Raw genomic sequence first — 26,112 nt, forward strand, 5'->3', positions numbered from 1 at the left:
TCACACCTTTCCGATCCAGACGCGGTCGAAGCGCCACCCGCCCAGCGGCCGGCCGGTCGCGTTGGGTCGCAGGCCGCCGACGTACTTCTGGTATGCGTCGACCTGGTTGGCGAAGCCCCAGATGATGTAGCCGCCGTCGTCGTAGAGCATCTTCTGGAGTTCGTGTTCGAGGTCCCTCCGGTCGGCGGCCTTGGGGATGACACGGGCCCGGTCGAAGACCTCGTTGAACTTGGGGTCGTTCCAATGCGTCTCGTTGAAGGGGGACTCCTCGAGAGCGCTGGCGATGACCTGCGGCATGAAGTCACGGGTGTACCAGAAGTCCTGTGCGAAATCCCATTGGAGGTACTCGTCGCCGAAGAACGTCGTCGAATCGACCCGGCGGGTGTCGACCCTGATTCCGGCGGCGGCGGCCTGCTGCGCGAAGACCTGGGCGGATTCGACAGCACCGGACTGGATCGGGGCGGTGACGAGTTCGACGTCGAGGCCGTCGGGGAATCCGGCTTCGGCGAGGAGCTGCTTGGCTTTCGGGATGTCCTGGGTCCGCTGCGGGAAGTCGGGGTAGTTCTCGCTCAGCGGACCGAACATGTCGTTGCCCAGCGTCCCGTACCCGGAGAGGACCTGTTCGATCATCTGCTCCCGATCGACGGCCAGGCGGAATGCCTGCCGCACCTTGGGGTCGTCGAACGGCGGACGGTCGACGCGCATCGTGAACGGCAGCCACATGCCGGTCTCGGAGTTGAGGATGCTCATCCGCTCATCGGCGTTGATCACCTCGACGAGTGCGAGCGGGATCTGGGCGATGGCGTCGAGCTGGCTGGAGAGCAGCGCGTTGATGAGCGCATCGGTGTCGTTGAAGTTGAGCAGTTCGACACGCTCGAGGTAGGTGTCGTCGTAGCCGTACCAGTATTCGTTGGCGACGAGCACCGACGAGAGCCCCGGGGTGAACGATTCGAGTTTGAAGGGTCCCGAGCATACCGGGTTCGCCGGGTCGTAGCCGCGCGGGACGATGGCAGCGGTGTACTCGGCGACGGCGTCGTTGAAGAGCCCGTTGGGCTCGGAGAGTCGGAACTCCACTGTGCGGTCTCCGGTGGGGACGACCTCGTCGAGCATCGTGAAGTTCGCTGCCGCTGTCTTGGGATCGTCGGGGTCGGTGATCCGTTCGAACGAGAACTTCACATCGTCACCGGTGATGTCGCTGCCGTCGGAGAACTTCAGCCCCTCCCTGAGGGTGCAGGTCCAGACCGTGGCATCGGCGTTGGAGGTGAAGGACTCGGCGAGAAGCGGGACCACCTGTGCCTCGTCGTCCCAGCCGTAGAGGGCGTTGTAGAGATTGACGGCACGCGCGACGTCGCCGCTGTTGACCGGGATGTGTCCGTCCACGGTATCGGCGGCATTGCCCCCGGTCACGCCCACCCGCAGGGTGCCTCCGCGGACGGGGTCACCGGCGCTGATCGCGCCGACGGCTCCCCCGCCGCACGCACTGAGCCCCGCGAGCGCTGTCAGGGACAGGCCGGCGCCGAGTGCTTGTCTTCGGTTCGGTGTGCTCATGTGCCTTCTTCCTGTGACGCTGCGTCCCGGGACGGACGACTTGGGGGCTGAGGCGCGGTGGCCTCGGGGGAAGGGGGCGACTCGGGGGCGAGGATGTGTGCTGCGAGGAACGCTTCGATCATGAGCCGGGCATCGTCGTCGCTGATCGTCATCTGCCGGGCGCTGCGGGCGATGCCTAGACCGTCGATGAACGTGCTCAGGCTCTTGACCATGAGATCCGTGTTGCCGGCTCGCATCTGCCCGGTCCGCTGACCGGCGACGATGACGCCGGTGACGAGCTCGAGCCATTCGCCGTAGACAGCGGTGAGGTTGAGACGCGAGCGTTCGTCGACGACGGCTCGCGCCCAGCTCTGGATCCAGATCGACCAGACGCGGCGGACGGTGGGATCGACCCCGGCGTGGACGTAGGCGAACCGTCGCAGCACCTCGACCGGGTCGTCGGGTTCGAGGAGATCGCGGGCACGGGCGATGATCTCAAGGGAATGGCGCAGTGCCGCTTCGAGAAGCTGGGTCTTGGTCCGGAAGTGGTAGTTGATCGCGGAGGCCGAGAGCCCGCTCGCCTCGGCGATGTCGCTGACACGGACCGAGTCGATGCCGCGGTCGGCGTAGAGCGCCCAGGCGACTTCGACGATGCGCCTGCGATTGCGGCTGCCCTTCGACATCCAGGCGCCATCGGAGTCGGCGTCGCCACCGGGGTCCGCTGCCGTTTCAGGTCCCCGGGAGGCCCGGGATGCCAGATCGCGGGCATCGGTGAGCAGGGTCCCGTCCGACGACGGTGGGGCGTTCCCGACCGCAGTGACCATGTGTTCGGCGGTCGCCGAGGTGGTCGTCCGCCGCGGCGGGCCCTCCCCCTGTCCTCGGGTGAGCCAGTCGGTGGTGACGTCGGTGAGCTCGGCGATCCGCGTGATCTCCTCGACGCGAAACTTCCGTGTGCCTGCCAGCGATTTCGAGAGCTTGCTCGGTTCGAGTCCGATGCTGCGGGCGACTTCGCTGTGGTTGATCCCCGCCCGGCGGATCGCGGCGCGCACACGTGTGCCGAGTCCGGCCTGATCGCCGTCCGCTGCCTCTTTGCCGCCGAACATTCCCCCAGTCTGTACGCGTGTTGCGATTTTGGCAAGAGTTACTAGGACACAATACAGTTTCGGTCTGTGTCGATCGGATCTCTGTCCCTCCGCACTCTTGCCGTACGCCATTCGGCAGATCGTCACAGCACATTGGTTTTGACTGGGCGTGATTCGGTGACACGATTTAGACCGTCAGTTCCGAAAACCGATCTTGTCGCTGAAAGTGGTTCCCTACAGTGTTCAACCCCCTCCGTACCGCAGCGTTGGCCACAGTTCGATCATCTGCCTGGAAGAAGACCAGCCAATGGATCCGAGGAACCGAGCGCTGGGTGCGGCTCGAGGAGGAGTACAACGGCGACTACGTCAAAGCTGAGGTCGTCGTCTACTTCGGTGACGCGAAGTCGAAGTTCTATCAGCTGAGTCAGTGGATCCCTGTCCTCGAAGAGCTCCATCGCACGCACAGGGTCGTCATCGTGCTCAGACGCCCATCGACCCTGCTCGCCGCGCGAGAGGTGACGCGACTTCCGCTCGTGCTCAAGCGCCGCTTCGACCCTCTGCACACCTTCTATCACGCCAACAGCTTCAAGCTCGCCCTCTACGTGAACAATGGAATGACGAACTTCCAGTCCTTGGGATTCGCGCCGATGGTCCATGTCCATGTCAACCACGGCGAGTCGGACAAGCTGAGCATGGTGTCGAACCAGGCTAAGTCCTACGACCGAGTGTTCGTCGCCGGAGACGCAGCCGTCGAACGACACCGGAGGGCGCTTCTGGACTTCGACGAGAAGGCGTTGGTCAAAGTCGGTCGTCCTCAGCTCGACATCGCCCGAGAGGCGGAACTCGAGCGGTCGTCGGCGCGCACGATCATGTACGCCCCCACGTGGGAAGGTGAGAACGACTCGAACAACTACACGTCGGTCGATCTCTACGGCCCTTCCATCGTCGAGGCCGCCTTGGCCCTGCCCGACACACGCGTCATCTACAAGCCCCACCCGCGAGTCGAGACGTCGAAGGATCCGAACATGCAGGCGGCGGACTCACGCATCAGAGAGCTGCTGGACTCAGCCAACGAGTCGATCCACGACCACTCGCTCCAGCACCAGATCCTCATGCAAGGGGACATCCTCGGGATGTTCGACGCGGTCGACCTGCTGGTCACGGACATCTCAAGCGTGGGATTGGATTTCCTCTATATGCATCCCGAGAAGCCCTTGGTCCTCACCGACCGGCGGGACGACCGAGAGCAGCTGCATGACGACGCGCCGATCAGTCGGGCAACACCGATCATCGACGGCGACTCCGTCAAGGACGCCCAGAACATCTTCGGTCAGGCGATGAACCAGGATGAGGCGGCCGGTGCTCGGACGGATCTCCGCACCTTCTACTTTGGGGCAGGCGAGAGGGGCACATCGACGAAGCTGTTCACCGCGGCAGTGTCCGAACTCATCGCACAGCGGTCGGCGGATCTTACGGGCTTCAGAGACTCAGGCTCGAACGCCGAATCAAGCGAGTGAGAGCGGCCCCGGAGTCCCTGCCCGGGCCACTGCAATCCGGCGAGCGGATCAGACGACCGGGGGGCGCCCGTGACGCGCCATTCTCAGCACGCCGCGACCCGAAAGCTTCTTGTGCCGTTCGTTCTCACTCCACGGATCGAGCTTCCACCCGTCACGCCACCCTTCGAACCACGGTCGCAGCTGATCGGGCTTGCTCGCCCACTTCAGGCACTGCATGAGCGTCCACGACCCGACGTACATCCAGTTGAACGGCCACGGCAGATTGCGTCTGGCCAACCAGACGCGGTTGCGGGCATTCATGTAGAAGTACTCGTCGTGGCGGCTGGGATCCATCACAGGGTGGGCGACAGCGAGGTCGCCCATGTACCACACCGAATATCCGGCGTCCCAGACGCGCCACGCAAGCTCGATGCCTTCGTGGGCGTACCAGAACGTCGACGGCCACCCTCCGCACTCGTCGAATGCCTTGCGCTGCATGCACACGGCGCCTTCCCACACGGAGAAGACGTTCGAGGAATGGTCGGCCTCGCCCTTCTTCAGGCGGGGAATCCACCGCTTGGGAGAGGCCGGGCTGCCTGGCTCTTCGACGCGGGGTTGGACGAGGCCGATCTTGGGCTTCGTCCGCATGAGCTGTGCCATGCGCATGAGGGTCGTGTCGTCGGGCAGCCACGCGTCGTCGTCGAGGAAGAAGAGGAACTCACCCTTGACATGCGGCACACCGGCGTTGCGTCCGGCGGGAATGCCGAGGTTCTCCGGCAGTCCCAAGCGCTTGACTGCCGGAGGTATGCCTTCGGGATCCCAGCCGTTTCCCACGCAGACGATGTCGAGTTCGACGCCCTTCTGTGCGAGGAGCGAGTCGAAGCCGCGGTTGAGCTCTTCGAGCCGCTTGCCCTGAGTGAGCACGACGACGCCGAAGGTGTACTTCCGGTTCGCTTCGAACCGCTGTACGAGGATGCGATTGGGCTCGGTCATGACAGCCTCTTCGACGCCATGATCGACATGAAGTGACCGATGACTGAGAGCAGGCACAGCGGCACGAGGATGAGGACGAGCCACCGTTCGCCGCTCAACGGTGCCGCGCCGAGCGGGACGATGATCGCCGTGACGATGCTCGAGACGAGGGCCAGCAGTGAGAGTTCGACCGAATGGTAGATGCGGTGGAACGGGACGAATCGTGCCGCGCGCTTGAGCTTGGCGGTGAAACCGGGGTTGAGTGCGGTCGCCGCCTGCGAATCTGCGAGCTTGTCCAATCCGTTGAAGGCGCGGGAGACGTGGACCATGTCGTTGAGGGCTTTGTTGAGCAGGACGAGGGAGGCGAGCATCGATCCGGCGAGCAGGTACGGGTACGTGCCGCCGGGATCGGTCTGGAGGTTCGACCATTCGCCGACGGCCCGCGCGCCGAGTGCGAACGCGACGAGGCCCTCAGTCGTGTAGTGGCCGACCTTGTCGAGGAAGACGCCCTTGGCGCCGCTCGTTCCCCGCCACCGGGCGACCTCGCCGTCGCAGCAGTCGATGTACATCTGCACCTGGGAGAAGAAGACCGCGAGCACCGCACCCCATACCCCGGGGATGAGCAGGGAGGCAGCGATGCACCATCCCGCGAGGATCATCATCCCGGTGACCCCGTTGGCGCTGATCCGGGTCCTCACCAGGAGCATCGTGAAGTAGATGGAGAAGTGGCGGAGGTAGAGCTGAGCGGTCCAATGCTCGGCGTTCTTCCGTGTCCGGACCTCGACAGGCTGCGCTTTCGCCCGCAATTCGGACAGCGTCGGGTACCGAGTCTGCTTCTCCGCGCTCACGCCCGACCTACCTTTTGACTGCATCCGTCCACGACAATTCACGTCAAGTTTACCGACTGTCCAACCGGCTCGCTACTTACGTGGCAGGAGCCGGAGCCCGCATTCTCTCGCGAGGACGCCGAGGTGAGCCGACCGGCAATCGTTCAATCGACCTTGAGGCTGAGATTGCCCTTCACCGTGCGATACGAAATCAGTCTTCCGAGCGCGGCCTCGTCCTTGTCACCGGCCCATGCGATGCGGTGACGCTCGATTCCGTGCCGTCCCGTCGTCTGCAGCCACACGTCGAGAATGGCATCCGATGGGAGAACGGCGAGCTCCTCGCCCGTGAAGGTCGCCGTTCCTGCCCCATCGACGGCCGAGGCGAAAGCGTAGTATCCGTCTCGAGTGCGCATCGCGATCACATCCTCGTTGCTCGCACGTTCCCTCCGCCCGGACACGGTGATCGCGATTCCGCCGTCCGGCAGCGGGAGTGCAGTTCCACGTTCGGGAGTCGTCCTGCGCGGCGGATGGATCTTCGTGGTGGTCGAAAGCGTCGAGAAGAGCTGCGACCAGCGTTCGGTGACGCGTTCGTCGCTGAAGGTTCGGGCTTTCTCGACGGCCGCTTCGCGCAGGCGCCCCATCGCCTCGGCATCGCAACCGAGGAGCTCGGTGATCGCCGCGGTCATCTCCCGCGGGTCGCGGACGAGGAAGCCGTTCTCGCCGGAATCGATGATGTCGGATGGGCCGTATCTGATGTCGTAGGCGATGGGGACGCATCCTCGTGCCATGGCCTCGATGAGCACGACGCCCATGCCCTCGAAGGAACTGGTGAGCAGGATGAACGAATAGTCGTTGAGCTGGTCGGCGGCACCATCGACGTGGCCTCGGAACGACACTCTTCTTGCCAGGACTTCACTCGCGTCGACCAGGCGTTCGAGTTCGGTGCGCTTCTCCCCATCGCCGAGGATGTCAAGGGTCAGTTCGGGACCGACTTCCCTCACCGCGCTCAGGGCATGATCGACCTGCTTCTGGCCGGTGAGTCGGGCGACGACAGCCCCGCGGTTCTGCTCCCGGCCGTCTCGGACGTCTGCGTCACCAGCGCTGACTGCCGTCGAGTTCGGGATGACGACAAGAGTCGGCGAATCACCGAAGGCCCGGACGAAATCCGCCTTCTGCTTCTCCGTGAGGAAGATGATGAAGTCGTAGTCGAACCAGTGGTTGAGGATCCCCAGACGGGATTTGGTGAAAGGTCCGTTAGGGGATGCTGACCGCGCGTTGAGGTGCGAGTTGTGGAGCACCTGGCCGATGCGGATGTGATCGCGACGGTAGTGAAAGAGGAAGGTCGCGATGTACTTCGACTCGTTGATGAGCACGGCGTCGTCGGATCCGATCGCGGCGTCGAGCCATGCGAAGTAGAAGTCCCGGGCCCGGGAGAACTCTGAGACGTAGCGCCCGTCGGGATCGATGATCACGAGTCGCCGCTTCTCGCCTGTACGGTCATCGATGACGCAGACGGACCCGTCGGCGCGCAGGTGATCGACTCGCACGACCTGACCGCTCGAGTCGAGGTATTCGACGTAGCGCGGGCATGACCGTGTCTCCAAGGATTCCATTGCTGCGGGTACGCCCGCGCCTGTGGCGGTGCCGCCGAAGGTCTGCAGCTGCCGGTGATCGAAGGCGGCCACCTCCGACCAAGCGTTGCGCAGTTCCATGCCATCGATGAGTTCACCTGACTCGCGCAGGCGCGCACGAGCCTCGCTGACGTCGAGGCGATAGTCGAGGGTGAGCACGTCGACTGACATCCCCAGTCGGGTGACGAAGTTCCTCGAACGACGCAGCATGACCTTCGTCAATCCGCCGAACTCGTCGGGAATCGACCACGTGAGGTCGTATACGCGATCGACGCTCCCGCGGCCCTGCGTCACGGACGGTCGGATTCTCCTGAGCAGTCGGTCGAAGATCATGAGTGGAGTTCCTTGCTTGGTGTTGTCGAGGTTCGGTTCGAAGAGCGGTGGGGCGAGCTCGTCGGTGTCACTTCATCGTCTGCGACCGAGGACCTGTCCGACCAGAGCTTTCGCTCCCGTTCGCACGTGGAGGTTCATTCCGCCGTATTTCGTCGGTGAAGACTCGATCGATACACCCCAATGCCGACGTCGGACCCGAGCGGATTCAGCGAGTCCGATACGGATGAACCCAGTTGTCCTTCCCTCATCGTCTGTTGCGCGAGCGTAGAGCTTCACCGTCCCCTGCGAGAGAAGCGCCTTGACCGGGATGGTCACCCGGAATCCGGTGACGGCGTTGGCTGCTCGATCGACATCCCCACCTCCAGCCCGCTCACCGGTGAGTTCTGCGCCGAAGAGAGCGAGTTCCTCGCCGTCCTTGCGCACCTGGATGTCGAGCCCGGTGATCTCACGTGTCGCCAGCACTGCGGCCGCCGTGCCCTCGACCACCACTGCGAAACCTCTGACCTGTACTCGATCGACCACATTCAGCACCGCCCTTGAACGGTTGCCTCTGCGGGCGACTGCTTCCACGAGCGCAGGAATGCCTGAGGCCAGGCTCCACACACGCGCCCGATTGAGCGGGCTGTAGAACTCGAAGAGCCTCTCGGGAAGACAGAATTCCCTCACCAGACGGGTTGATTCGGCGATCCACGCGAGACGGACTTCAACACGTCGCGTATGGAAGGTGTCGTTGAATCGGTTGAGGGTCACTCTGCGGAAGAAGTCCGCCACCGCTTCCCGCCGAAGCGCGTCCTCCCAGGGACCCGATTCAAGGGGTCTGAGGCTTTCGCGGATGCCTTCGGCGTGCAGCCGCGGTTCGGTTCTCGATTGGCTGATGTGACCGTCGCCGTGGTCGCAGACGAAGTAATACGTCCGGTCGGAGAGAATGGAGACTTTGCCAGCCAGCGCATAGGCGCGGAAGCAGAATTGAGCATCTTCGAGCCTGATCCTCTCCGCAGGGAACGTCAGGTCGTTCGCGACGAGGAAGGAACGGCGAAAGAGCTTGAAGCAGAAGTTTGAGCGAACGAGTCGGCGGATATCGCCAACCTCCTGCGTATCGGCGAAGACATCGTCATGCGTGTGGCGTCCTCCTCGTCCTTCGAGTCTGACGAGTACGACATCGCTGAGCTTCTCGTCGGCGTAGGCCACAGCGTTGCCCAGACAGTCGCCGTTGAGCCGGTCGTCGACATCGTGGAAGAACACATAGTCGCCGCGTGCCGCGGCCAATCCGGTATTCCGCGGCGCACCGGCCCAGCCGGAGTTCTCCTGACGGATGACGCGGACGCCGCGGTACTCTGCAGCCAGTTCGTCCAACACGGTCGGGGTCTCGTCGGTCGAACCGTCGTCGACGACGATGACCTCGACATCGCCGTCTTCACACGTCTGCGCTGCGGCTGATGCGACCGCAGTCCGAACGTGCTGCGGGCTGTTGAAGACAGGGATGACGATGGATAGACGCACCGGGCTCTTCTCTGTCATCGTGTGGCTCACTCAGCCGTCCCTCTTTCTTCTCCACGGGGACATGCCCCGCAGTTGGTGGTGGAAGTTCAGCCGTGGGCGGCTGGGCGCAGGTGATCTGTGCGATCCTGCAGATCGCAGCGTCAGGACTTGCCGAGTTCGGATTTGATCCGCGTGGTCGAGATCTCGGGGGTGCGCGGAAGGTAGACGACGTCGACCTTGTCCTTGAGGAAGTCGAATTCCCCTTCCCAGTCGTCGCCCATGACGAAGGTGTCGATGTGGTACTTCTCGACATCGGTGACCTTCTGCTCCCAGTTGTCCTCGGGGATGACGAGATCGACGTAGCGGATGGCCTCGAGCATTCGCTTGCGCTCTTCGAACGAGAAATAGGACTTCTTACCCTTGCCCGCATTGAACTCGTCGCTCGAAAGAGCGACGACGAGGTAGTCGCCCTGCTCCTTGCACCGCTGCAGAAGGCGGATGTGACCATAATGGAGCAGGTCGAACGTGCCATAGGTGATGACTCGGCGCATACGGAGACGGTCCCAACTGATCGATGAGGGCTCGAATCGACAGTCGGGCCCTGGAAGCTGCAAGAGTTCACCCACACTTTACCAGCCGGCCATCCAGCCATCGGAATCGGCGGGCGAGGCGCCGCCCGGGCCTGCTAAGGTGCGGCAGCGAACACGGCCGCCTCGAACTCGCCGATCACCTCCGCGTTGTACGCGTCGGGGTCGAATGCGATAGGCGTGATCTCACCCGCCAGGAACGCTCTCATCCCGGCTGCGAGCGATGCCTCGTCGCGGTCCACGATGAGACCTCCACTGCCTTCCATCGCACTTGTTGCGGATCCGAACCGCGTGGTGACGATGGGCAGCCCAAGCACTCGGGCCTCGAGGATGACGATCGGCTGACCTTCGTAGTCGCTCGAGAGGACGAAGCAGTCGCAACCGGACATCACGGCGTACGGGTTCTGAAGTCGGCCGGTGAACTCAACGGATCCGGCGACGCCGAGCGAGACGGCGAGCTCTTTGAGTTCGCCGCTCAGCGGCCCGTCACCGATGATGACGAGGCGCGCGTCCGGCTCTTCAGCGCTGACTTCAGCGAATGCTCGGAGCAGCCGAGCCTGGTTCTTCTCCGGCGACAGGCGTCCGACGGTGACGAAGGTCTTGCCCTTCTGCTCTCCGAGGAGGCCGCCGACGAGTGCCTGTCGCGAGGCCTCAGAGATGAGCTCGTCGAACGAGTAGTGCCTGCCGATCTCGGCGACGGCGTCGGCCAGTGTGCGCGCATCGATCGACACCGTGTGCGGGCGGGTCTCCGTCGAGCGTCCTGCGCCGTTGCGGACCCGTTCGACATCGATGACATTGCGGGCGCTGATGAACCGCTCGGGTTCGGCGTACCTGCTGAGACTCTCCGCATTGATCTCGCGCAGGTCGGGCGATACAGAGACGAGCGCGTCATAGTCGTGGTAGAGCTTGAAGACACCGGTGAGGTTGTTGAAGTGGGGCCTGGCGCCATCGACCTCGCGCATTGCGTCGGCTTCGAGGTCGTTGTGCAGCCAGACGGCTTTGCGGTCGGCTTCGGCGTGCGCCATGATCCTCGCCCAGTATGACGAGTATCCACTGAAGTCGACGGCCGCGTCGAACCTCGCGTGGCCGAACAGGCGTCGCCATTCCCAGCTCCACAGCGCGGTGTCGCGGTCAGCGGCGGCGAGGTCTCCGACGGGCGAGGCATCGAACTCCTGCATGCTGCCCAGCAGGGGAAGCTGCAGGCTTCCCTGCTCGCGGATGACCTGGCGGACGTGGGACGGAATCAGGGCCGCGTTGTCGAGTCGATCCCGCTGGCCGGACCGGTAGAAGAGTGCCGTGACATCGACTTCCTCGGGATCGATCCGATTGAGCAGGTTGAGCACGGATGAGGTGATTCCGTTGGTGATCAGCCCACCGAGGTAGAGCACGAGGGTGCGTCGCCCGTCCTCGAATCCGCGGATCACTCGGCCCTCGGATTCTCTGCCCCTGAACACGACGTCGAGGACGCGTGCGCTCGCGCCGCCGTCATCGCGTGGGGTCAGCTGCGCTGCGAGCTCGGAGAAGCGCGCGGCCTCCTCGGAGAATGCGCTCGACAGGTCCATCTCGTCCTCGGCGAGACGGGTCGCCTGCTCGAGGAGTTCGTCGATGCTCTCGGAGACCGGTCCCGGAAGCTCGTCGGGTCGCAGGTAGGTGCCGCGTTCGGCAGCGTACTTCCCCGCGTCGGGGAGGTGGAAGAGGACCGGGCGCCCGGTGCCGAGGAAGTCGATGAAGATGCTCGAGTAGTCCGAGACGAGGATGTCGGTGATCGCGAGGACGTCGTTGGCGGGAACATCGTTGGGGACGAGGAAGTCTGCGAGCTCCGGATCGTCGACGAGCTGATCGACGATCACCTGGTGGGCTTTGAGCAGAACGATCCATCCTTCGTCCTCGAGTGCGCTGCGCGGGGCCATGACCGTGGCTTTGAGGCGTCCCGCATCGGACTGCGGATTGTAGAAGGAGCCGCCTCGCCATGTCGGCGCATAGCAGATCACCTTCTTGCCATGGGTGGAGATTCCGCGGTCGCGCAGCACTGCCCTGGCTCGATCGCCAGCGCCCGGGCCGATCATCTTGTCGGTGCGCGGATAGCCTTCCTCGATGATCGCCCCGCGGAACACGTTGTTGAGCTTGTATGCGCCGAGGTACATCGTCTCGGTCATGAAGGAATTCTGCGACAGGAGATAGTCGGCGGACATGAAGTTGCGCAGGACGTTGCGGGCCCCGTCGGCACCGTTCTCGATGTCGTAGCCCATCTTCTTCAGCGGGGTTCCGTGCCACGCGTTGAGATACGTCTGTTCGGGGCGCTTGATGAACTCAGGAGGGAACGTCGCATTGTTGACGAGGTACTGGCTCGTCTCGAGTGCGGTGAAGTAGTCCCGGGATCGGTGTCGGACGAATGACACCCGCGGATGGGTGGAGAACTCCGAGCGGAAGGGCGATTCCCACGCGGCGTCATTGAGGACCCAGATATGGCGGTAGTCCGAGTAGTCGGCCGCTGCGATCATCGTGCGGAAGAGCGCTTCGGGATTGCAGAGTGCGCCGTTGCCGGAGAACGACTCCCAGACCACGGTGTTCTCTTCCACTTTGCTCGTCAGGGCCTTGGTGAACGACCGAGAGCTGATGGCCGCCGCGAGCGATTGTCTGTTGCGCCTGTACTGCTTCGACCATGACACTCGTTCTTTGCGCAGGTAGGCTGCCATCGCCGGTGGCAGTGCATCGAGCAGGAGTCGTTTGCCGGTCGAACGGACATTCACTCGTAGGGACCCTCTTCGCTTTCGGCGTGCCGCCGGTCCTTCGGCGCAACACAGCGCTCGGTCGAGAACCGAGCGCGCATCTGACTTTCCTGAAGATCCTATCCGAAATGCGCTCATCGGCGCACAGAAGTGCTCACCTCTGCTCATGCTCAGCCGTCGCCGAGCACACCCCGCCGAGCCGCCACCACGTGCCGTGCGGCGGTGATGAACCGCTCGATCTGCGATCCCGGGCTCGTATCGCCGAGGTAGTGCGCGCTCAACGAGCCTGAATCACGGTCGGCGGCGTCGGCGAGCCGGTCGACCAGGGAGACCCCACTCGCGGACTCCCAGTTCACTGCCCGATCGATGAGTCCGTTGCGCAGCACCTCGGCTCGCGAGTCGGTCGGAGCGATCATCACCAGCGGTTTCTCGGTTGCGAGCCAGTCGAACGCCACAGACGACATCTCGGCGACGGCGACGTCGGCGGCGTCGAGCTGCCACGAGACGTCGGAACTCGTATCGACGAATCCACGGGGGTGGGCATCGACCTGCTCGCGCACTGACTCCAGCGCACGTGCGAAATCACTGCGCAGAAGACCGGTGCGCGGATGTGTCCGAAGGATCACCCGGTAGCCCGCGTCGAGGAGCTCGGCGACCGCCGGGGCCCCGGTCGTCGCCATCGTTCCGTAGCTCATGCTCGGCGAATCACCCTCCCACGTCGGGGCGTAGAAGACCGTCGGTCCGGCAGGCGCCTCGGCGGCGAACCTCTGCCACGCCTCCGGGACGCTGAACGCACGGTCGAGCTGGGGGCGACCGACATCGATGAGAACCTCGGAGTCGATCCCGTGCAGGGTCGAAGTGATGCGATCGCGGGCTGCCTGACCTGCGGTGAAGACGTAGTCGTAGGCTTTGAGCTGGTTGGAGATCATCGAGATCTTCTCGCTCTCGCCATGGCTGAGATGCACGTGGGCAGGCGCCGGGAACCGCAGTGCCTGAAAGTTCGCCGTGGCCTGGTTGACGTAGAACACCGCGCTCAGGTCCGGAGTCGAGAAGAACGCCTCGAGGCCCGCGGTGAGGCGGGAGAAGCGCACGGGCAGGTCGGTGAGCGAGGCGATGTGCCGAGCGACGCGGGCGTCCCGGGTGAGGATCCCGAAAGGGGCATCGCCGGCTCCCTCACCGATGAGAGCATCGCGCAGCTGCTCGAAGGGCCACAGCCACTGTTCGAGCTGGTACATCGAATGGACATCCGACGAGAAGTAGGCGGCTGCGACGAAGGCGTCGTCGGCGTTCGGCCGGAACCCGCCGGGAAGGCGGGACTCCTCGTACCGACTGCTGATGAGATCGCGTCCGATCCGTGCAGTTCTGGAGACGACCTGCCACTTGCGCCGCATCGAGGCTGTGGAGAGCGAAGGCATGGAGACCATTGTGCCTGGACAATCCGAGAACGGTGGTCAGACAGTTCGGAGACGACGCGGCGCGGGGCTTGCCGCCGGTATAGTTGTCCATCGGCTCATCGCCACCAGAACCGCGAACCCAGAACCCGGAGTGATTGCCCATGGCGTTCTTCTCACGCACTCCCGACGTCACGATCGGCATCCCCGCTTACAACGCGGAGCAATATCTCCCGACGTGCCTGCAGAGCATCGCGGACCAAACTGCCGACCTCAGGCGCATCGAGACCATCGTCGTCGACGACGGATCCACCGACGGCACCGCTGAGCTCGCCGACCGTCTCCTCAAGGACCTTCGCCTCCGCGGCAGCGTGGTGAGGAGGCCCAATTCGGGCACCCCCGCCGAACCCCGCAATGCGGTCCTCGATCAGGCCAAGGGGAAGTGGACGTACTTCGTCGACGTCGACGACTTCCTCGGCCCGGAGGCGATCGAGTCGATGACCGGGCTCGGCAGGGAGGGGCGAGCCGACGTCGTCGTCGGCAAGTACGTCGGTGTCAACCGCGGGGTGCCCAAGGTGATGTTCCGCGAGACGCTCAGTCAGACGGACGCGCGCAGAACGCCCCTCATCGACTCGCTCAACGTCCTCAAGATGTATCGCACCGAATTCGCCCGCACCATCGGCTACCGGTTCAATCCTCGACTGCGCATGGCCGAGGACCATCCGTTCGCCCTGGCCGCCTATGCGCGCACCGACCGGGTCGCGGTGCAGGCCGACGTCGACTGCTATCACTGGGTCCGGCACAAGACGGAGGCCGGCTCTCAGGCGCACCTGACAGGTCATGTGCTCCCCGTCGACGAGTTCTATGCCTACATGTTCGAGTCCTTCGACGTGCTGGCGCGCGCCGTCGACGAGGGCCTGCCCCTCGCGGACTATCTTCGCGATCGGTACTGGCACCGGCTGCTCTCGTTCGACCTCCCCACGGAGATGCGACGGCACCGGGAACCCGAGGACCGGGATCGGTCGATCGCGGCTGCTCGTCGCCTCATGGTCGCCGAACGGGCGCGGGACTCATCGGCCGAATTCAACCTCAAATCGAGGACTATGCTCAGGGCGCTGGAACTCGACGACCGTGAGATGGCGGAGAACGTCGGCCAGCTCCTCAGGTGACGGGCACCGCACCTCGTCGAGTAGTTTGGGGTGTGAGCTAAAGCAAGGAGATCCCGATGGCACCCACACGCCGACTTCCCACTCCCCCGATTGGCCGTCTGCCGCGCCCGGCCGCAAAGCCGCGAACCACGCAGGAGTCCTCGGCGCCGGTGCTGCTCAGTCGTCAGATCGTCGACAGCGAGCCGCAGAAGGTGTCGGTGTCCACGAGCTTCGCCGAGGCGCTCGCGAGCTGCGCGTCCGACGGTCCCTCTCAGCCCGGAACGATCACGCAGGTCATCGTCCCGCATTCGACTCCTGAGCTGCTGGCGGAGATCGCGACCACGTGGGACCTCCACCCGCTCCTCGTCGAGGACCTCTTCCACGCCGATCAGCGCCCGAAGGTCGACCGATACGGTGATGTGCTCTTCGTCGTCCTCAAGTCCGCGCTCTACCTCGACGCCGAGGAGGAAGTCGACTTCAACGAGTTCCACCTCCTCATGAAGGGCAACGACCTCGTCATCATCTGCCAGGACGGGCGCTTCATCGACGGCCAACCCATCCCCTCGGACACGAGCGAGCTCGTCGCGCACTTCTCCGAGGTCGACTTCATCGGGAAGTCCGATCGCAAGCTGCTCTCACTCGGCCCTGAGGCTCTGGTCTACCGGCTCCTCGACGGTGTCGTCGACGGGTACTTCCCCGTCATCGACGGGCTCCAGAACGACAAGGACGGCATCGAGCGCCAGGTCTTCAGCGGCGACCCGGCTGCCGCCGAGCGCATCTACCGACTGAGCGAAGAGGTCATAGACGTCCTCCACGCGACGACACACCTCAACAGGCTCACCCAGGCTCTGGGCAACGGCGCCGCGAAGTATGCGATCCCCGAGGCCCTGCGGGCCTACCTCGACGATGTCGTCGACCACCTCACCCGTGTCCTCGCCGAGGCCGGCGAACTGCGCGAATCCCTGTCCCAGATCCTCAACGTCAACGCGACGCTGGTCGCGCAGAGGCAGAACGAGGACATGAAGAAGATCTCCGGGTGGGCGGCGATCCTCTTCGCCCCCTCACTCATCGGTGCGGTCTACGGGATGAACTTCGACAACATGCCCGAACTCCATTGGGCCTTCGGCTACCCGATGGCGATCCTCCTCATGATCGGCCTCAGCGTCACGCTCTACACGGTGTTCCGCAAGAAGAAGTGGATGTGAGACGGCCGCAGCGACCTCGGCGCCTTCGGCAGTTCTCCGCGCTGTGACCTGCCCTTTCCGCTGAAAGTTCCGTCCTTCCCGTTGGCAGTCAGTGGTCAGTGTTCCTTGCAAAGGGAGCCTGCAGGGATGACAATGGTCTCACCTCAGCACTTCCCCGAACCCTAGGAGCCGTGATGACCACCTCCCCGAACAGCCCCGAATCCTCCGATCTCCCCGGCGCGAACCCGACACCGGGATCCGAACCCGCCGCAGGCAGACCCGACCCATTGGATTCCACCCGTTCGCTCCTAACCGACCTCGGTCGCGGAGTGTTCTGGGTCGTGCTCCTGCGCGGCATCCTCGCCGTCCTCTTCGGACTGCTCATTTTCGCCGCCCCCGAGGCGGTGGCCATCGTCGTCGGGATCTGGATCGGCGCGTGGCTCGTCGTCGACGGCATCCTCACGATCGTCAACGCGAACACGGCGCGGAAGCAGGGCCTGTCGTGGGGTTGGGAGCTGACCGCCGGCATCGTCTACATCGTCGCCGGCATCGCGATCTTCATCGCCCCGCTCGCCTTCGCCCTCGCCTCCGGGATCGTCATCCTCTGGCTCATGGCCTTCGGCATGCTCGTCCGCGGCATCTTCACACTCGCGTCCAAGGCGTTCCGGGGATGGTCGAAGCTCCTCGGCGTCCTCGACATCATCTTCGCGATCATCGTCATGATCGTCGTCTTCACCTCACCCGCTGCGGCGGTCACCGCTCTGCTGTGGATCGTCGGCGTCTACGTCATCGTCTTCGGCATCTTCCTCATCGTCATGGCGTTCACGGCCCGTTCGCAGGCCAAGCGCGCGATGAACGGCTGAGGCGCACCATCGCATGACAGGAATCATGAGTCCGAAGGTCCTCCGTCGCAGGCAGAGAACCTTCGCCGCAGCAGCCGTCTGCCTGATCGGGGCCATCGCCACCGGATGCACCCCCTCACCGGCATCGTCATCCGACTCGTCTCCGACGGGTGAATTCGCGGCGCCATCGAGTGTCACGTCTCTGTCCTATCCGGTGACGATCTCTCACCGAGGCGGGGCGCTCGTCTATCCGGAAGAATCCATGGAAGGGTTCACCGCCTCGGCGAGGGATGGCTACCTTCCCGAGATGGACATCCAGTTCCTTCGCGACGGCACCCCCGTCCTCATCCACGACGACACCGCCGACCGCACATTGGACGGTGCGACCGGAGACATCCGCGACCTCTCCCGAAAGGAGTGGGATTCCGCAACGATCACCAGTCCGACCGGTGGACCTCCAGCGCAGACCGTGACGCTCGAGGAGCTTCTCGACGAGCTCGGAGGAGATGTCGTCCTCGTACCCGAGATCAAACCGGGAGCAACCTCGGCGGAGGTCGACGATGTCCTCGACGAGTTCGACGACCGCGGGCTTCAGGACTCGCTCATCGTCCAATCCTTCGACTTCGAAGCGGCTGCGACGGTGGCCGAGCGCGGCTACACCTCGCTCTTCCTCTTCGGCGGCGAGCTGCCTGAGGAGTCTCCTTCGCAGATCGTCGAGGCCGGCATCGACTGGGTCGGGCCCAACCGCGATCTGCCTGCCGGCGACGTCACCGCCCTGACACGAGCGGGACTCAAAGTGGCGCCGTACGGATTGAAGACCGCCGAGGATGTCGCGGTGCTGCCCGACGGAGTCTCGGGCTGGTTCACCGACGACCCTTGGGACGGCTGAGCGCTGAGCCCATCCGACGCCGCGGGATCCTGACGCGAACAGCCGCGTCGCCCGCGAGTACAGTGAGGACTCGTGAGCGACGCCGACGCCCCGTTGACCCCGACCCGCCCGCCGGTGGCGGTCTCCCTCGCCGCGTTCGTCAGCAGCTTCGATCGGTTCGCGGTCAGCCCGCTGCTCGTGCTCGTGGCCGCCGATCTCGGCGTCTCCCTCTCCCAGGCCCTGGTCATCGCGAGTGCCTACTTCCTCGCCTACGGCGTCAGCCAGCCTGTCTGGGGCATACTCTCCGACCGGGTGGGCCGGATCCGACTCATGCGACTGGCCCTCGTCGCCGCCGCGGTCGTCGGCGTCGTCGCGGCCCTCGCCCCGACCCTGACGGTCCTCATCATCGCCCGCACGCTCGGCGGTGCGTTCTACGGCGCCATCGTCCCGACCTCGCTCACCTACGTCGGCGACACCGTCGACGAGGACCACCGACAGTCGGCGCTGGCCGACCTCATGGCCGCCATCGCCCTCGGCACGGCCCTCGCCACGGCGCTGGCGGGCATCCTCGCCGACGTCGTCGACTGGCGCGTCGCCTTCGCAGTCCCCGCAGCACTCGCCGTGCTCTCCGTCATCGGGCTCTCCCGCGTGCCCGAATCCCACCGCGAGAGCCGAACCGGGATCCTCCAGACCCTCCGCACCGCTCTCGGCGATCGCTGGGTGCGCGTCGTCATCGTGCTCGTGTTCGTCGAGGGGGCGGCCGTCCTCGGCGTCCTCACCCTGCTCGCACCGGCCCTGCAGTCCCTCGGCGTCGGCGCCGCCGTCGCCGGTCTCGCCACCGCCGCCTACGGCGTCGGCGTCATCGTCACCACGCGCATGGTCCGGCCCCTGTCCCGGCGCCTGCCCATGCCCGGGCTAATGGTGATCGGCGGGTCCGCGACCGTCCTCGCCTTCGTCCTGCTCACCCTCCGCCTCTCGATCGCCACGGTCATCATCGCCGCCTTCCTTCTCGGCGCGACCTGGTCGTTCCTCCACTCCTCGCTCCAGACCTGGTCGACCTCGGTGCTCCCGCAGGTGCGCGGCACGGTCGTCTCGCTCTTCGCCGGCTTCCTCTTCGCCGGCAGCGCCTTCGGCGCCTGGGCCGGAGGACTCCTCGGCGAGCACGGCGAATGGCGCCCGCTCTTCGCCGTCACCGCGACCGTCGGCCTCGCCCTCACCGTCGCCGTCGTCCTCAGCCGTCGTGCCTACGAAGGGCACAGGCGGGCGTGAGGGTCCTCGGTCACCACGGGTTGGCCTGCTGCCACTGCCGTCGCCAGTAGCCATCACCGGCGTAGTGCGACTTGTTCGGCCGGCACCCGCGGAGGCTGGCGTTGGCCGCCAGCCACGCCCGCACGGACGCTGAGACCTCATCCATCCGCCCGATCCACTCGTCGAGTTCGAGAAGAAGAGTCGCCCCGTCCTCAGCGGTGAGCAGGCACGAATAGCGGGGCAGACCGCGCGTGTTCTGCGAATGCGTGTACGTCACTGCATCGCACCCGGTCGTGAGGTAGAAGCGGATGTACTCCCCCGACACCGCCGAGCACAGGGTCTTGAAGTCCTGATACGTCGTCAGCCACTTCGGCGCCCGATATTCGTTCATACGTTCTATTATGCGCCGAGGTGGCCGGAAGTCCCAGCGCCGGATCAGCCGTCGAGTGCCCCAGGATCCCCAAGGAGGGGGTACTCCCCGCTCTTCGCCGCCTCGACGAGGAGTCCGTGGTCCGCGGTGACCACCTCGGCGTACTTCTCCGCCCACACAGCCACGGCGGTCGCGAAGGTGTCCGACGTCCCGAGATACTCGGCGATGAGCCGAGCTCCCGGTGACTGCGAATGCGCCCGGGCAAGGACCTCGCCGCACAGTCGGGAGTATGCCTCGAGCTGCGGGGCAGTGAGCGCGGCCAGATCGTAGCTGCCCTTCATATCGCGGAACTGGCGCCAGTAGTAGCCGCTGCCCCGGAATGTCGTCCACCCGAGGAACGGGTCGGAGACCGACTGGAGGACGAGCTGGGCTCGGACGACCCGTTCGCCCTCCGAGGTGATCCTCTGCCCCTCGGGGTGATCGGAGAACTTCGGCTGACCGCCGAACGCCGAGACGACCGACTCCTGCGCCTCCTTGACCTGGAGCAGCAGCGGTTCACCGTCGGGCCCGGTGACGAGGACGAGGAAGCAGCGCGTGCCGACGCTGCCGACCCCGACGACGCGCAGCACCGAATCCGCCACCTCGAACTGCTCGAGGAGCACCGCGACGTCGGTGCGCGCGGTCCTCCGATACTCGGCGAAGAGCTTCTCGACATCGATCGACGGGTCATCGAGATGACGGGTCAGCGGCGGCTGGTCGACGATGCGCAGCCCCGAATCCGAGGACTCCGTGGCGAATTTCTTCAGCGCCTTCTCACCCGTGCGGCTGCGCGCCTTCTTCATCGCCTTCTTCGTCGCTGTGTGGTGATGCTCGCCGCTGATCGCCGCCAGCAGCGTGTCCGAGTCGACGATCGAATAGAAGCGATCGAGCGCAGTCACGGCCATCTGGGCACCCATTCGATACTGGTAGCCCTTGACCGCGGCGAATGCCGCCCTGCGCCCTGCCTCCTCACCGAGGCCGTGGACCTGCGCACTGAGGAACGCCGAGGCGGCCAGTCGCTTGACATCCCATTCGAACGGCGCGAACTCGGCTTCGTCGAAGTCGTTGAGGTCGAAGATGAGGGAGCGCTCCTTCGAGGCGAAGAAGCCGAAGTTGCCCACGTGCGCGTCCCCGCTGGAGAGGACGACGGGGCCGGTCGTCACCCCGGCGGCGAGGTCGACGGCCATCTGCGCGGCCGCACCTCGGAAGTAGCTGAACGGCGATTCGGCGAGCCGCTGGGTTCTGATGCCGAGCAGGTCAGGCAGCCGCGACTCGTTCTGCCGGCAGATCACCCCGACCGGATCACGATCGGGCGGCAGATCGAGTTCGGCGTGACTCGAGCGCGGTGTCGCTTCCCGCAGAGACCGGCCATCGGCCACGTCCATCTCTTCCACCTCGTTCGCTCGGCGCGGAGTTCGTCGCCCCATCGTAATGCCCGTCACCGTCCCCTGGATCGTCCCGTAGGCAACGATTTCGCCGAGGCGGTCGGACCCGATCGCACTGTCCGACCGCGGACCCGAGCCGCTCAGGCGATGCGTTCGGGGTGGGAGTAGACGTTGAAGCGGCCGGCCCGGTTGAAGCCGATGACGGTGACGCCGCTCGTGCGCCCGTAGTCGACGGCGAGCGCCGAGGGGGCGCTGACGGCCGACATCATCGGGATGCCGGCCATCGCCGACTTCTGGACGAGTTCGAACGACGCCCGGGCCGAGACCTGGAGGACGGTGCGGGCAAGCGGCAGCCCCCGCTCGGCCATCGCCCAGCCGATGACCTTGTCGACGGCGTTGTGGCGTCCGACGTCCTCACGGGTGACGAGGAGCTCGGGTCCGGCGTCGGGATCGTCGCCGACGGCGAAGAGGGCGGCGGCGTGGACTCCCCCGGTCTTCTCGAACACGGCCTGCCCCTCGCGGAGGCGATCGGGCAGTTCGCCCACGCGCGCCGGGGTGAGCAGTGGTGGGAAGACGATGTCGCCGTCCTCATCGAGGTGCGGGGCGTCGCTCGGGACCGCGATGCCGCCACCGCGTTCCGCAGGGTCCGCGCCGGTTCCGTCCGCCGGCTCCGCTCCCCCGACGCCGAGGAGCGGGATGAGCGGGTACGCCGAGGGTTTCGTCACCGCGTCGATGGCCGCGGTCCCGCAGATCCCGCACGATGATGAGGTGTAGACGGACCGGGCGGGAGCGGCTGCCGCGTTCCACACCCCGGGTCGCAGCCGGACACCGGCGACGTTGTAGTTCCGCGAACCGTCGGGGGCGAGGCCGGTCGAGAAGTCGATCTCCGCGATGTCGTCCATCGAGGTGATCACCCCCTCGGAGAGGAGGTAGCCGGAGACGAGTTCGACGTCGTTGCCGGGGGTGCGCATCGTCACGGAGAACTGCTCCCCGTCGAGGTTGACCTCGAGCGGCTCCTCCCCGGCCAGCGAATCGGGTCCGACCTTGATCTCACCGGTCGCGTCGAAGCGGTGGACGCGAGCCCGGACTGCCTTGCGCTGCTGCATCTCAGACCCTCGGCCCGTGGTCGGTCGTGTCCTCGACCGAGGTCTGGATGTGCTCGAGGAGATCGTCGATGACGGCGATCCCGTCACGCACCCCGCCCTTGGACCCGGGGAAGTTGATGACGAAGGACCGTCCTCTCACCCCGGCGACACCTCTGCTCATCACTGCCGACGACGTCGATTCGAGCCCCTTGCGCCACATCGCGTAGATGAGTCCCGGCGACTGCCGCTCGAGGAGTTCCGCGGTGAACTCCGGGGTCCGATCGTCGGGCGCCAGCCCGGTGCCCCCGGAGGTGACGACGATGCGGGGGCGGGCCGCCTCGGCGGGGGTGAGGAGAAGCTCCCGCAGCGCCTCACCGACGGGTTCGCCGTCACGGACGACGATCGGGTCGGGGCAGTCGTAACCGCGCCCGCGGAGCCAGTCGACGAGGATCGGGCCGGTCGTGTCCGCCGCCTCACCGCGCGCCGCCGAGGTGGACGCGATGATCACGGCCGCAGATCGGCCTTCGCCGAGGCGGTCGACGGTCGGCTCTGTGGTGGTCATCCTCGCACTCCCTGCTCCCGACGCTCATGGATTCCGCGCCCATTGTCCCATGTCGGGCGGACATCGACAGGGTGGGTGCCGACGGCGCTGCCGGCGCCCTGTCGGGATGATCAGTGCGGCGCCCCATCAGTACAGTGGCTGATCAGTACAGTGAGAGGCAGCGCTGGGGCAGAAGGGCCCGACGCGAGGACCGGGAGGGATGATGGACGATCTGACGCTGAGCACGCTCACCTGGCTGCGCATGGTGAGATTCGTCCAGAACAGCAACCAGATCTCGAACGACCACCTGCGCGGCTACGGGCTGACGATCGCCCAGTTCGAGGCACTGGCCAACATCCGCGCCTACCAGCCCATCACGCAGTCCGACCTCGCCGAGCGCCTCACGGTCAGCGGCGGCGGGATCTCGCGCATGCTCTCCCGGCTCGAGCGCGAGGGACTGATCTCGCGCCGACAGGACTGGAAGACGAAGTACATCTCGCTCACCGACACGGGGCGCACAGTCCTCGAAGAGGCCTTCCCGAGCCAGCTCGCCCTCCAGTCGTCGATGTTCGACGACGTCCTCAGCGAGGACGAACGGATCGAACTCCACGCGCTGATGAAGAAGCTCTACGAACGCAGCGTCGAGCGCCGCAGTCGTTCTGCCGACGGGATGTCGGCCAGTGACGACGGGATCGGCACCTCCGCCGGCAGAGGCTGATGCCGCGGGGACTGCTCGACATCCGACGGGGACCGGCACCATCGGGAATATTTTCCCTCGGTTATCAGTTGCCATGACAAACGAGAATGTCATCGGCACCCAAGGAGACACCGTGACCGAGTCCAGGAACCTCATGAACGAGCTGAACTTCGACCCCAGCCAGGGCCTGCAGTTCGGCATGTACACCCTCGGCGACCATCTGCCGAACCCCACCGACGGCTCTCGCATCAGCGCCGGCGAGCGCATCCGCGAATTCGTCGCGTACGCCGAGGCCGCCGAGGAGGCCGGCTTCGACTTCTTCAGCGTCGGCGAGAGCCACCAGCGGTACTTCGCCTCCCAGGCCCACGCCGTCATCCTCGGAGCCATCGCCGAGGCGACGGAGTCCATCCGGATCGGCAGCACCTCGACGATCCTCTCCACCTCCGATCCCGTCCGCGTCTTCGAGAACTTCGCAACGATCGACCATCTCTCCCAGGGCCGGGCCGAACTCGTCGCCGGTCGCGCCTCGCGCGTGGGTCTCTTCGAGCTGCTCGGCTACGACCTGCGCGACTACGAGGAGCTCTTCGAGGAGAAGTTCGACCTGCTCCTCCAGATCGCCCGGGAGGAGCAGGTGACGTGGAACGGGCAGTTGCGCGCCCCGCTTGCCGACGCCGAGGTGATCCCCCGTCCCGCCCAGGAGACCTTCCCGATCTGGCGGGCCGTCGGCGGCGCGCCGACGAGCGCGATCAAAGCCGGCCTCGCTGGCGTGCCCATGGTCATGGCCCACCTCGGCGGAACCGCCTCGGTGTTCAGGACGACGGTCGACGCCTACCGGGATGCCGCCCGACATGCCGGTCACGACCCAGCCACCCTGCCGATCGCCACCGCCGGGTTCCTCTACACCGCGCCGACGACGCAGGACGCGCTGCGGGAGCTCTACCCGCACATCAACGAGGGAATGAAGCGTGTCAACGGGCAGGGCATGCCCAAGCAGCTCTTCGCCCAGGCCGCCGACCCGCACAGCATCGTCAACATCGGCAGCCCGCAGGAGATCGTCGAGAAGATCCTCCACCAGCACGAGGTCTTCGGCCATCAGCGCTACCTCGGCCAGATCGACTTCGGCGGCATCCCGTTCGACCGCGTGATGCGGCAGATCGAGACGATCGGCTCGGAGATCATCCCCGCCGTGAAGAAGTACACCGCGGAACCCGCCTCCGCCCGCACTGCCGATTCCTCGGCGTTCGACCAGATCGGCGCCGAAACCGATGAGACGGGCCATGACCGCGACTCGGCCGACACGGACGGGGAGCTCGTGCGATGAGGATCGTCGTCCTCTCCGGCTCGAACGTCGGGACGAAGACCCGTACGGTCATGGAGTACGTCACCCAGGCCGTTATGGCGCAGGATCCGGATGCGGAGATCACGCTCATCGACCTCGCCGAGGCGGACATGGACTTCGCCGACGGCCGGAACTTCACCGAGTACACCGGTGACACCGGCCGCATCGCGCGGACGATCATGGACGCCGACGCGATCCTCATCGGCACCCCGATCTTCCAGGCCTCGATCCCGGCGTCGCTGAAGAACGTCTTCGACCTCCTCCCGGTGAACGCGTTCCGCGACAAGGTGACAGGCATGGTCGCGACCGCGGGCTCGCCGAAGCACTTCCTCATCCCCCAGCAGCAGCTCGTGCCGATCCTCTCCTACATGAAGGCGCAGGTCGTCCAGCCCTACGTGTTCGTCGAGGAGAGGGACCTCCACCGGAACCAGATCGTCAGCGACGATGTGCTCCAGCGCCTCGACCGCCTCGTCGAGGACACCCTCACCCTCACGCGCACGTACACGGCGATGCGCGAGGAGCGGGAGGCCGCGTACGGGTTCTGACGCTCGGGGCCGACACCGCTGACGGCGTCGGCCCCGGCCAGGTCCATAGGCTGCCGTGTCAAGGATTTCCGAGGTGCGGAATCCGGGGCAGAACTCACAATCTGCTGCCGAGTTCCGCACAGGCCTCTGCCAAAAACGATGAATAGGGTTCTGATTGTCATTTCAATCAAACCTGGAGGTCACCCCGTGTACGCCACGACCGGACTCCCGACCATCGCCCGCGACGTCATTGCTCTCATTGCCCGCATCGGACTCGGAACAATCCTCATCGCCCACGGCTGGCAGAAGTTCAACGAGTGGACCATCGCCGGCACCGCCGATTCGTTCGCGCAGATGGGTGTTCCCCTGCCCGAACTCGCCGCCCCGTTCGCAACCTTCGTCGAACTCATCGGCGGTGCCCTGCTCATCCTCGGCGCCTTCACCCCGATCGTCGGCGCGCTCATCGCCGTCAACCTCCTCGGGGCGCTCGTCATCGTCCACTTCGTGCCGGTGCCCTTCGTCGACCAGGGCGGCTGGGAGCTCGTCGCCGCCCTCTCGGCCGGCGCCCTGCTCATCGCGGCCATGGGGCCGGGTCGCTTCAGCGTCGACCGCTTCGTCTTCCGCTCGAAGTCAGCCCGCGGCAAGCGCGCCGACCGAGTCGGTTCGCCCGCCGCGGCGTAGGAATTCTCGGACCTGAGGCCCTGAGCGGCGGCACTGCCGCTGCTCAGGGCCTTTGCTATAGTGGATGTGCCGTGGCGAGCGGGACGACCCGATCGCTGACCGCCGTG

The 26,112-nt window shown here is 65.5% G+C and carries 23 protein-coding genes; 10 read left to right on the plus strand and 13 right to left on the minus strand.

Going from position 1 to position 26,112, the window contains the following annotated elements:
- Nucleotides 1-1,548 (minus strand): ABC transporter substrate-binding protein, encoded by a 1,548-nt coding sequence (locus ACQ1RG_RS00840; protein WP_119296752.1) that lies wholly within the window; start codon nt 1,546-1,548, stop codon nt 1-3.
- On the minus strand, nt 1,545-2,630 hold the full coding sequence (locus ACQ1RG_RS00845) for a TetR family transcriptional regulator (RefSeq protein WP_119296751.1): 1,086 nt from the start codon (nt 2,628-2,630) through the stop codon (nt 1,545-1,547). Before ACQ1RG_RS00845 ends, ACQ1RG_RS00840 begins: the two co-directional genes overlap by 4 nt.
- A gap of 311 nt (nt 2,631-2,941) precedes the next feature.
- Here ACQ1RG_RS00845 and ACQ1RG_RS00850 point away from each other — a divergent pair, with 311 nt between their 5' ends.
- Nucleotides 2,942-4,126, plus strand: a complete 1,185-nt coding sequence (locus ACQ1RG_RS00850; RefSeq protein ID WP_223289930.1) for a CDP-glycerol glycerophosphotransferase family protein — start codon at nt 2,942-2,944, stop codon at nt 4,124-4,126.
- A 48-nt stretch (nt 4,127-4,174) separates the two neighbouring features.
- On the opposite strand, the gene ACQ1RG_RS00855 is transcribed toward ACQ1RG_RS00850, so the two are convergent.
- From ACQ1RG_RS00855 to ACQ1RG_RS00885, 7 genes are all read right to left on the minus strand, one after another.
- Nucleotides 4,175-5,098, minus strand: a complete 924-nt coding sequence (locus ACQ1RG_RS00855; protein WP_119296750.1) for a glycosyltransferase family 2 protein — start codon at nt 5,096-5,098, stop codon at nt 4,175-4,177.
- Nucleotides 5,095-5,925, minus strand: a complete 831-nt coding sequence (locus ACQ1RG_RS00860; RefSeq protein ID WP_238614670.1) for a CDP-alcohol phosphatidyltransferase family protein — start codon at nt 5,923-5,925, stop codon at nt 5,095-5,097. Before ACQ1RG_RS00860 ends, ACQ1RG_RS00855 begins: the two co-directional genes overlap by 4 nt.
- Before the next feature lie 143 nt (nt 5,926-6,068).
- The gene (locus ACQ1RG_RS00865; protein WP_430600421.1) at nt 6,069-7,829 is read right to left on the minus strand and encodes a glycosyltransferase; all 1,761 of its coding nucleotides are present in this window, start codon (nt 7,827-7,829) and stop codon (nt 6,069-6,071) included.
- Between the two features lie 111 nt (nt 7,830-7,940).
- Nucleotides 7,941-9,386, minus strand: a complete 1,446-nt coding sequence (locus ACQ1RG_RS00870) for a glycosyltransferase family 2 protein (RefSeq protein WP_119296747.1) — start codon at nt 9,384-9,386, stop codon at nt 7,941-7,943.
- A 122-nt stretch (nt 9,387-9,508) separates the two neighbouring features.
- Nucleotides 9,509-9,898, minus strand: a complete 390-nt coding sequence (tagD, locus tag ACQ1RG_RS00875; RefSeq protein ID WP_009376334.1) for a glycerol-3-phosphate cytidylyltransferase — start codon at nt 9,896-9,898, stop codon at nt 9,509-9,511.
- Nucleotides 9,899-10,032: 134 nt separating this feature from the next.
- Complete coding sequence (locus ACQ1RG_RS00880) at nt 10,033-12,513, minus strand: glycosyltransferase (RefSeq protein WP_164672025.1); 2,481 nt, start codon at nt 12,511-12,513, stop codon at nt 10,033-10,035.
- A gap of 320 nt (nt 12,514-12,833) precedes the next feature.
- Nucleotides 12,834-14,078 carry a CDP-glycerol glycerophosphotransferase family protein gene (locus tag ACQ1RG_RS00885; protein WP_164672026.1) on the minus strand — a complete coding sequence of 415 codons (1,245 nt, stop codon included), beginning with the start codon at nt 14,076-14,078 and terminating at the stop codon, nt 12,834-12,836.
- Between the two features lie 140 nt (nt 14,079-14,218).
- Here ACQ1RG_RS00885 and ACQ1RG_RS00890 point away from each other — a divergent pair, with 140 nt between their 5' ends.
- From ACQ1RG_RS00890 to ACQ1RG_RS00910, 5 genes are all read left to right on the plus strand, one after another.
- The gene (locus ACQ1RG_RS00890; RefSeq protein WP_009376339.1) at nt 14,219-15,223 is read left to right on the plus strand and encodes a glycosyltransferase family 2 protein; all 1,005 of its coding nucleotides are present in this window, start codon (nt 14,219-14,221) and stop codon (nt 15,221-15,223) included.
- 56 nt (nt 15,224-15,279) lie between these two features.
- Nucleotides 15,280-16,407 (plus strand): magnesium and cobalt transport protein CorA, encoded by a 1,128-nt coding sequence (locus ACQ1RG_RS00895; protein WP_081590957.1) that lies wholly within the window; start codon nt 15,280-15,282, stop codon nt 16,405-16,407.
- Nucleotides 16,408-16,580: 173 nt separating this feature from the next.
- Nucleotides 16,581-17,249: an HdeD family acid-resistance protein gene (locus tag ACQ1RG_RS00900; RefSeq protein ID WP_009376343.1), complete on the plus strand. Its 669-nt coding sequence runs from the start codon at nt 16,581-16,583 to the stop codon at nt 17,247-17,249.
- A gap of 241 nt (nt 17,250-17,490) precedes the next feature.
- On the plus strand, nt 17,491-18,117 hold the full coding sequence (locus ACQ1RG_RS00905; protein ID WP_236586966.1) for a glycerophosphodiester phosphodiesterase: 627 nt from the start codon (nt 17,491-17,493) through the stop codon (nt 18,115-18,117).
- A 72-nt stretch (nt 18,118-18,189) separates the two neighbouring features.
- Nucleotides 18,190-19,365 carry an MFS transporter gene (locus ACQ1RG_RS00910; protein WP_009376347.1) on the plus strand — a complete coding sequence of 392 codons (1,176 nt, stop codon included), beginning with the start codon at nt 18,190-18,192 and terminating at the stop codon, nt 19,363-19,365.
- 10 nt (nt 19,366-19,375) lie between these two features.
- On the opposite strand, the gene ACQ1RG_RS00915 is transcribed toward ACQ1RG_RS00910, so the two are convergent.
- The 4 genes from ACQ1RG_RS00915 to ACQ1RG_RS00930 form a co-directional block, all read right to left on the minus strand.
- On the minus strand, nt 19,376-19,735 hold the full coding sequence (locus ACQ1RG_RS00915) for a hypothetical protein (protein WP_201671971.1): 360 nt from the start codon (nt 19,733-19,735) through the stop codon (nt 19,376-19,378).
- Between the two features lie 44 nt (nt 19,736-19,779).
- Nucleotides 19,780-21,138, minus strand: a complete 1,359-nt coding sequence (locus ACQ1RG_RS00920) for a DUF2252 domain-containing protein (protein WP_009376351.1) — start codon at nt 21,136-21,138, stop codon at nt 19,780-19,782.
- A 140-nt stretch (nt 21,139-21,278) separates the two neighbouring features.
- Complete coding sequence (locus ACQ1RG_RS00925) at nt 21,279-22,244, minus strand: formate dehydrogenase accessory sulfurtransferase FdhD (RefSeq protein WP_009376352.1); 966 nt, start codon at nt 22,242-22,244, stop codon at nt 21,279-21,281.
- Nucleotide 22,245: 1 nt separating this feature from the next.
- The gene (locus tag ACQ1RG_RS00930; RefSeq protein WP_009376354.1) at nt 22,246-22,785 is read right to left on the minus strand and encodes a MogA/MoaB family molybdenum cofactor biosynthesis protein; all 540 of its coding nucleotides are present in this window, start codon (nt 22,783-22,785) and stop codon (nt 22,246-22,248) included.
- A gap of 202 nt (nt 22,786-22,987) precedes the next feature.
- Here ACQ1RG_RS00930 and ACQ1RG_RS00935 point away from each other — a divergent pair, with 202 nt between their 5' ends.
- The 4 genes from ACQ1RG_RS00935 (at nt 22,988) to ACQ1RG_RS00950 (ending at nt 26,005) form a co-directional block, all read left to right on the plus strand.
- On the plus strand, nt 22,988-23,482 hold the full coding sequence (locus ACQ1RG_RS00935; protein WP_119296767.1) for a MarR family winged helix-turn-helix transcriptional regulator: 495 nt from the start codon (nt 22,988-22,990) through the stop codon (nt 23,480-23,482).
- Between the two features lie 112 nt (nt 23,483-23,594).
- Nucleotides 23,595-24,782, plus strand: coding sequence for an LLM class flavin-dependent oxidoreductase (locus ACQ1RG_RS00940; RefSeq protein ID WP_430600423.1), 1,188 nt, complete (start codon nt 23,595-23,597; stop codon nt 24,780-24,782).
- On the plus strand, nt 24,779-25,345 hold the full coding sequence (locus tag ACQ1RG_RS00945; protein ID WP_009376358.1) for an NADPH-dependent FMN reductase: 567 nt from the start codon (nt 24,779-24,781) through the stop codon (nt 25,343-25,345). Before ACQ1RG_RS00940 ends, ACQ1RG_RS00945 begins: the two co-directional genes overlap by 4 nt.
- A gap of 186 nt (nt 25,346-25,531) precedes the next feature.
- Nucleotides 25,532-26,005 carry a DoxX family protein gene (locus ACQ1RG_RS00950; protein WP_009376360.1) on the plus strand — a complete coding sequence of 158 codons (474 nt, stop codon included), beginning with the start codon at nt 25,532-25,534 and terminating at the stop codon, nt 26,003-26,005.
- Nucleotides 26,006-26,112: the final 107 nt, after the last annotated feature.

Source organism: Brevibacterium sp. K72 (assembly GCF_050562175.1).
GTDB lineage: Bacteria > Actinomycetota > Actinomycetes > Actinomycetales > Brevibacteriaceae > Brevibacterium > Brevibacterium casei.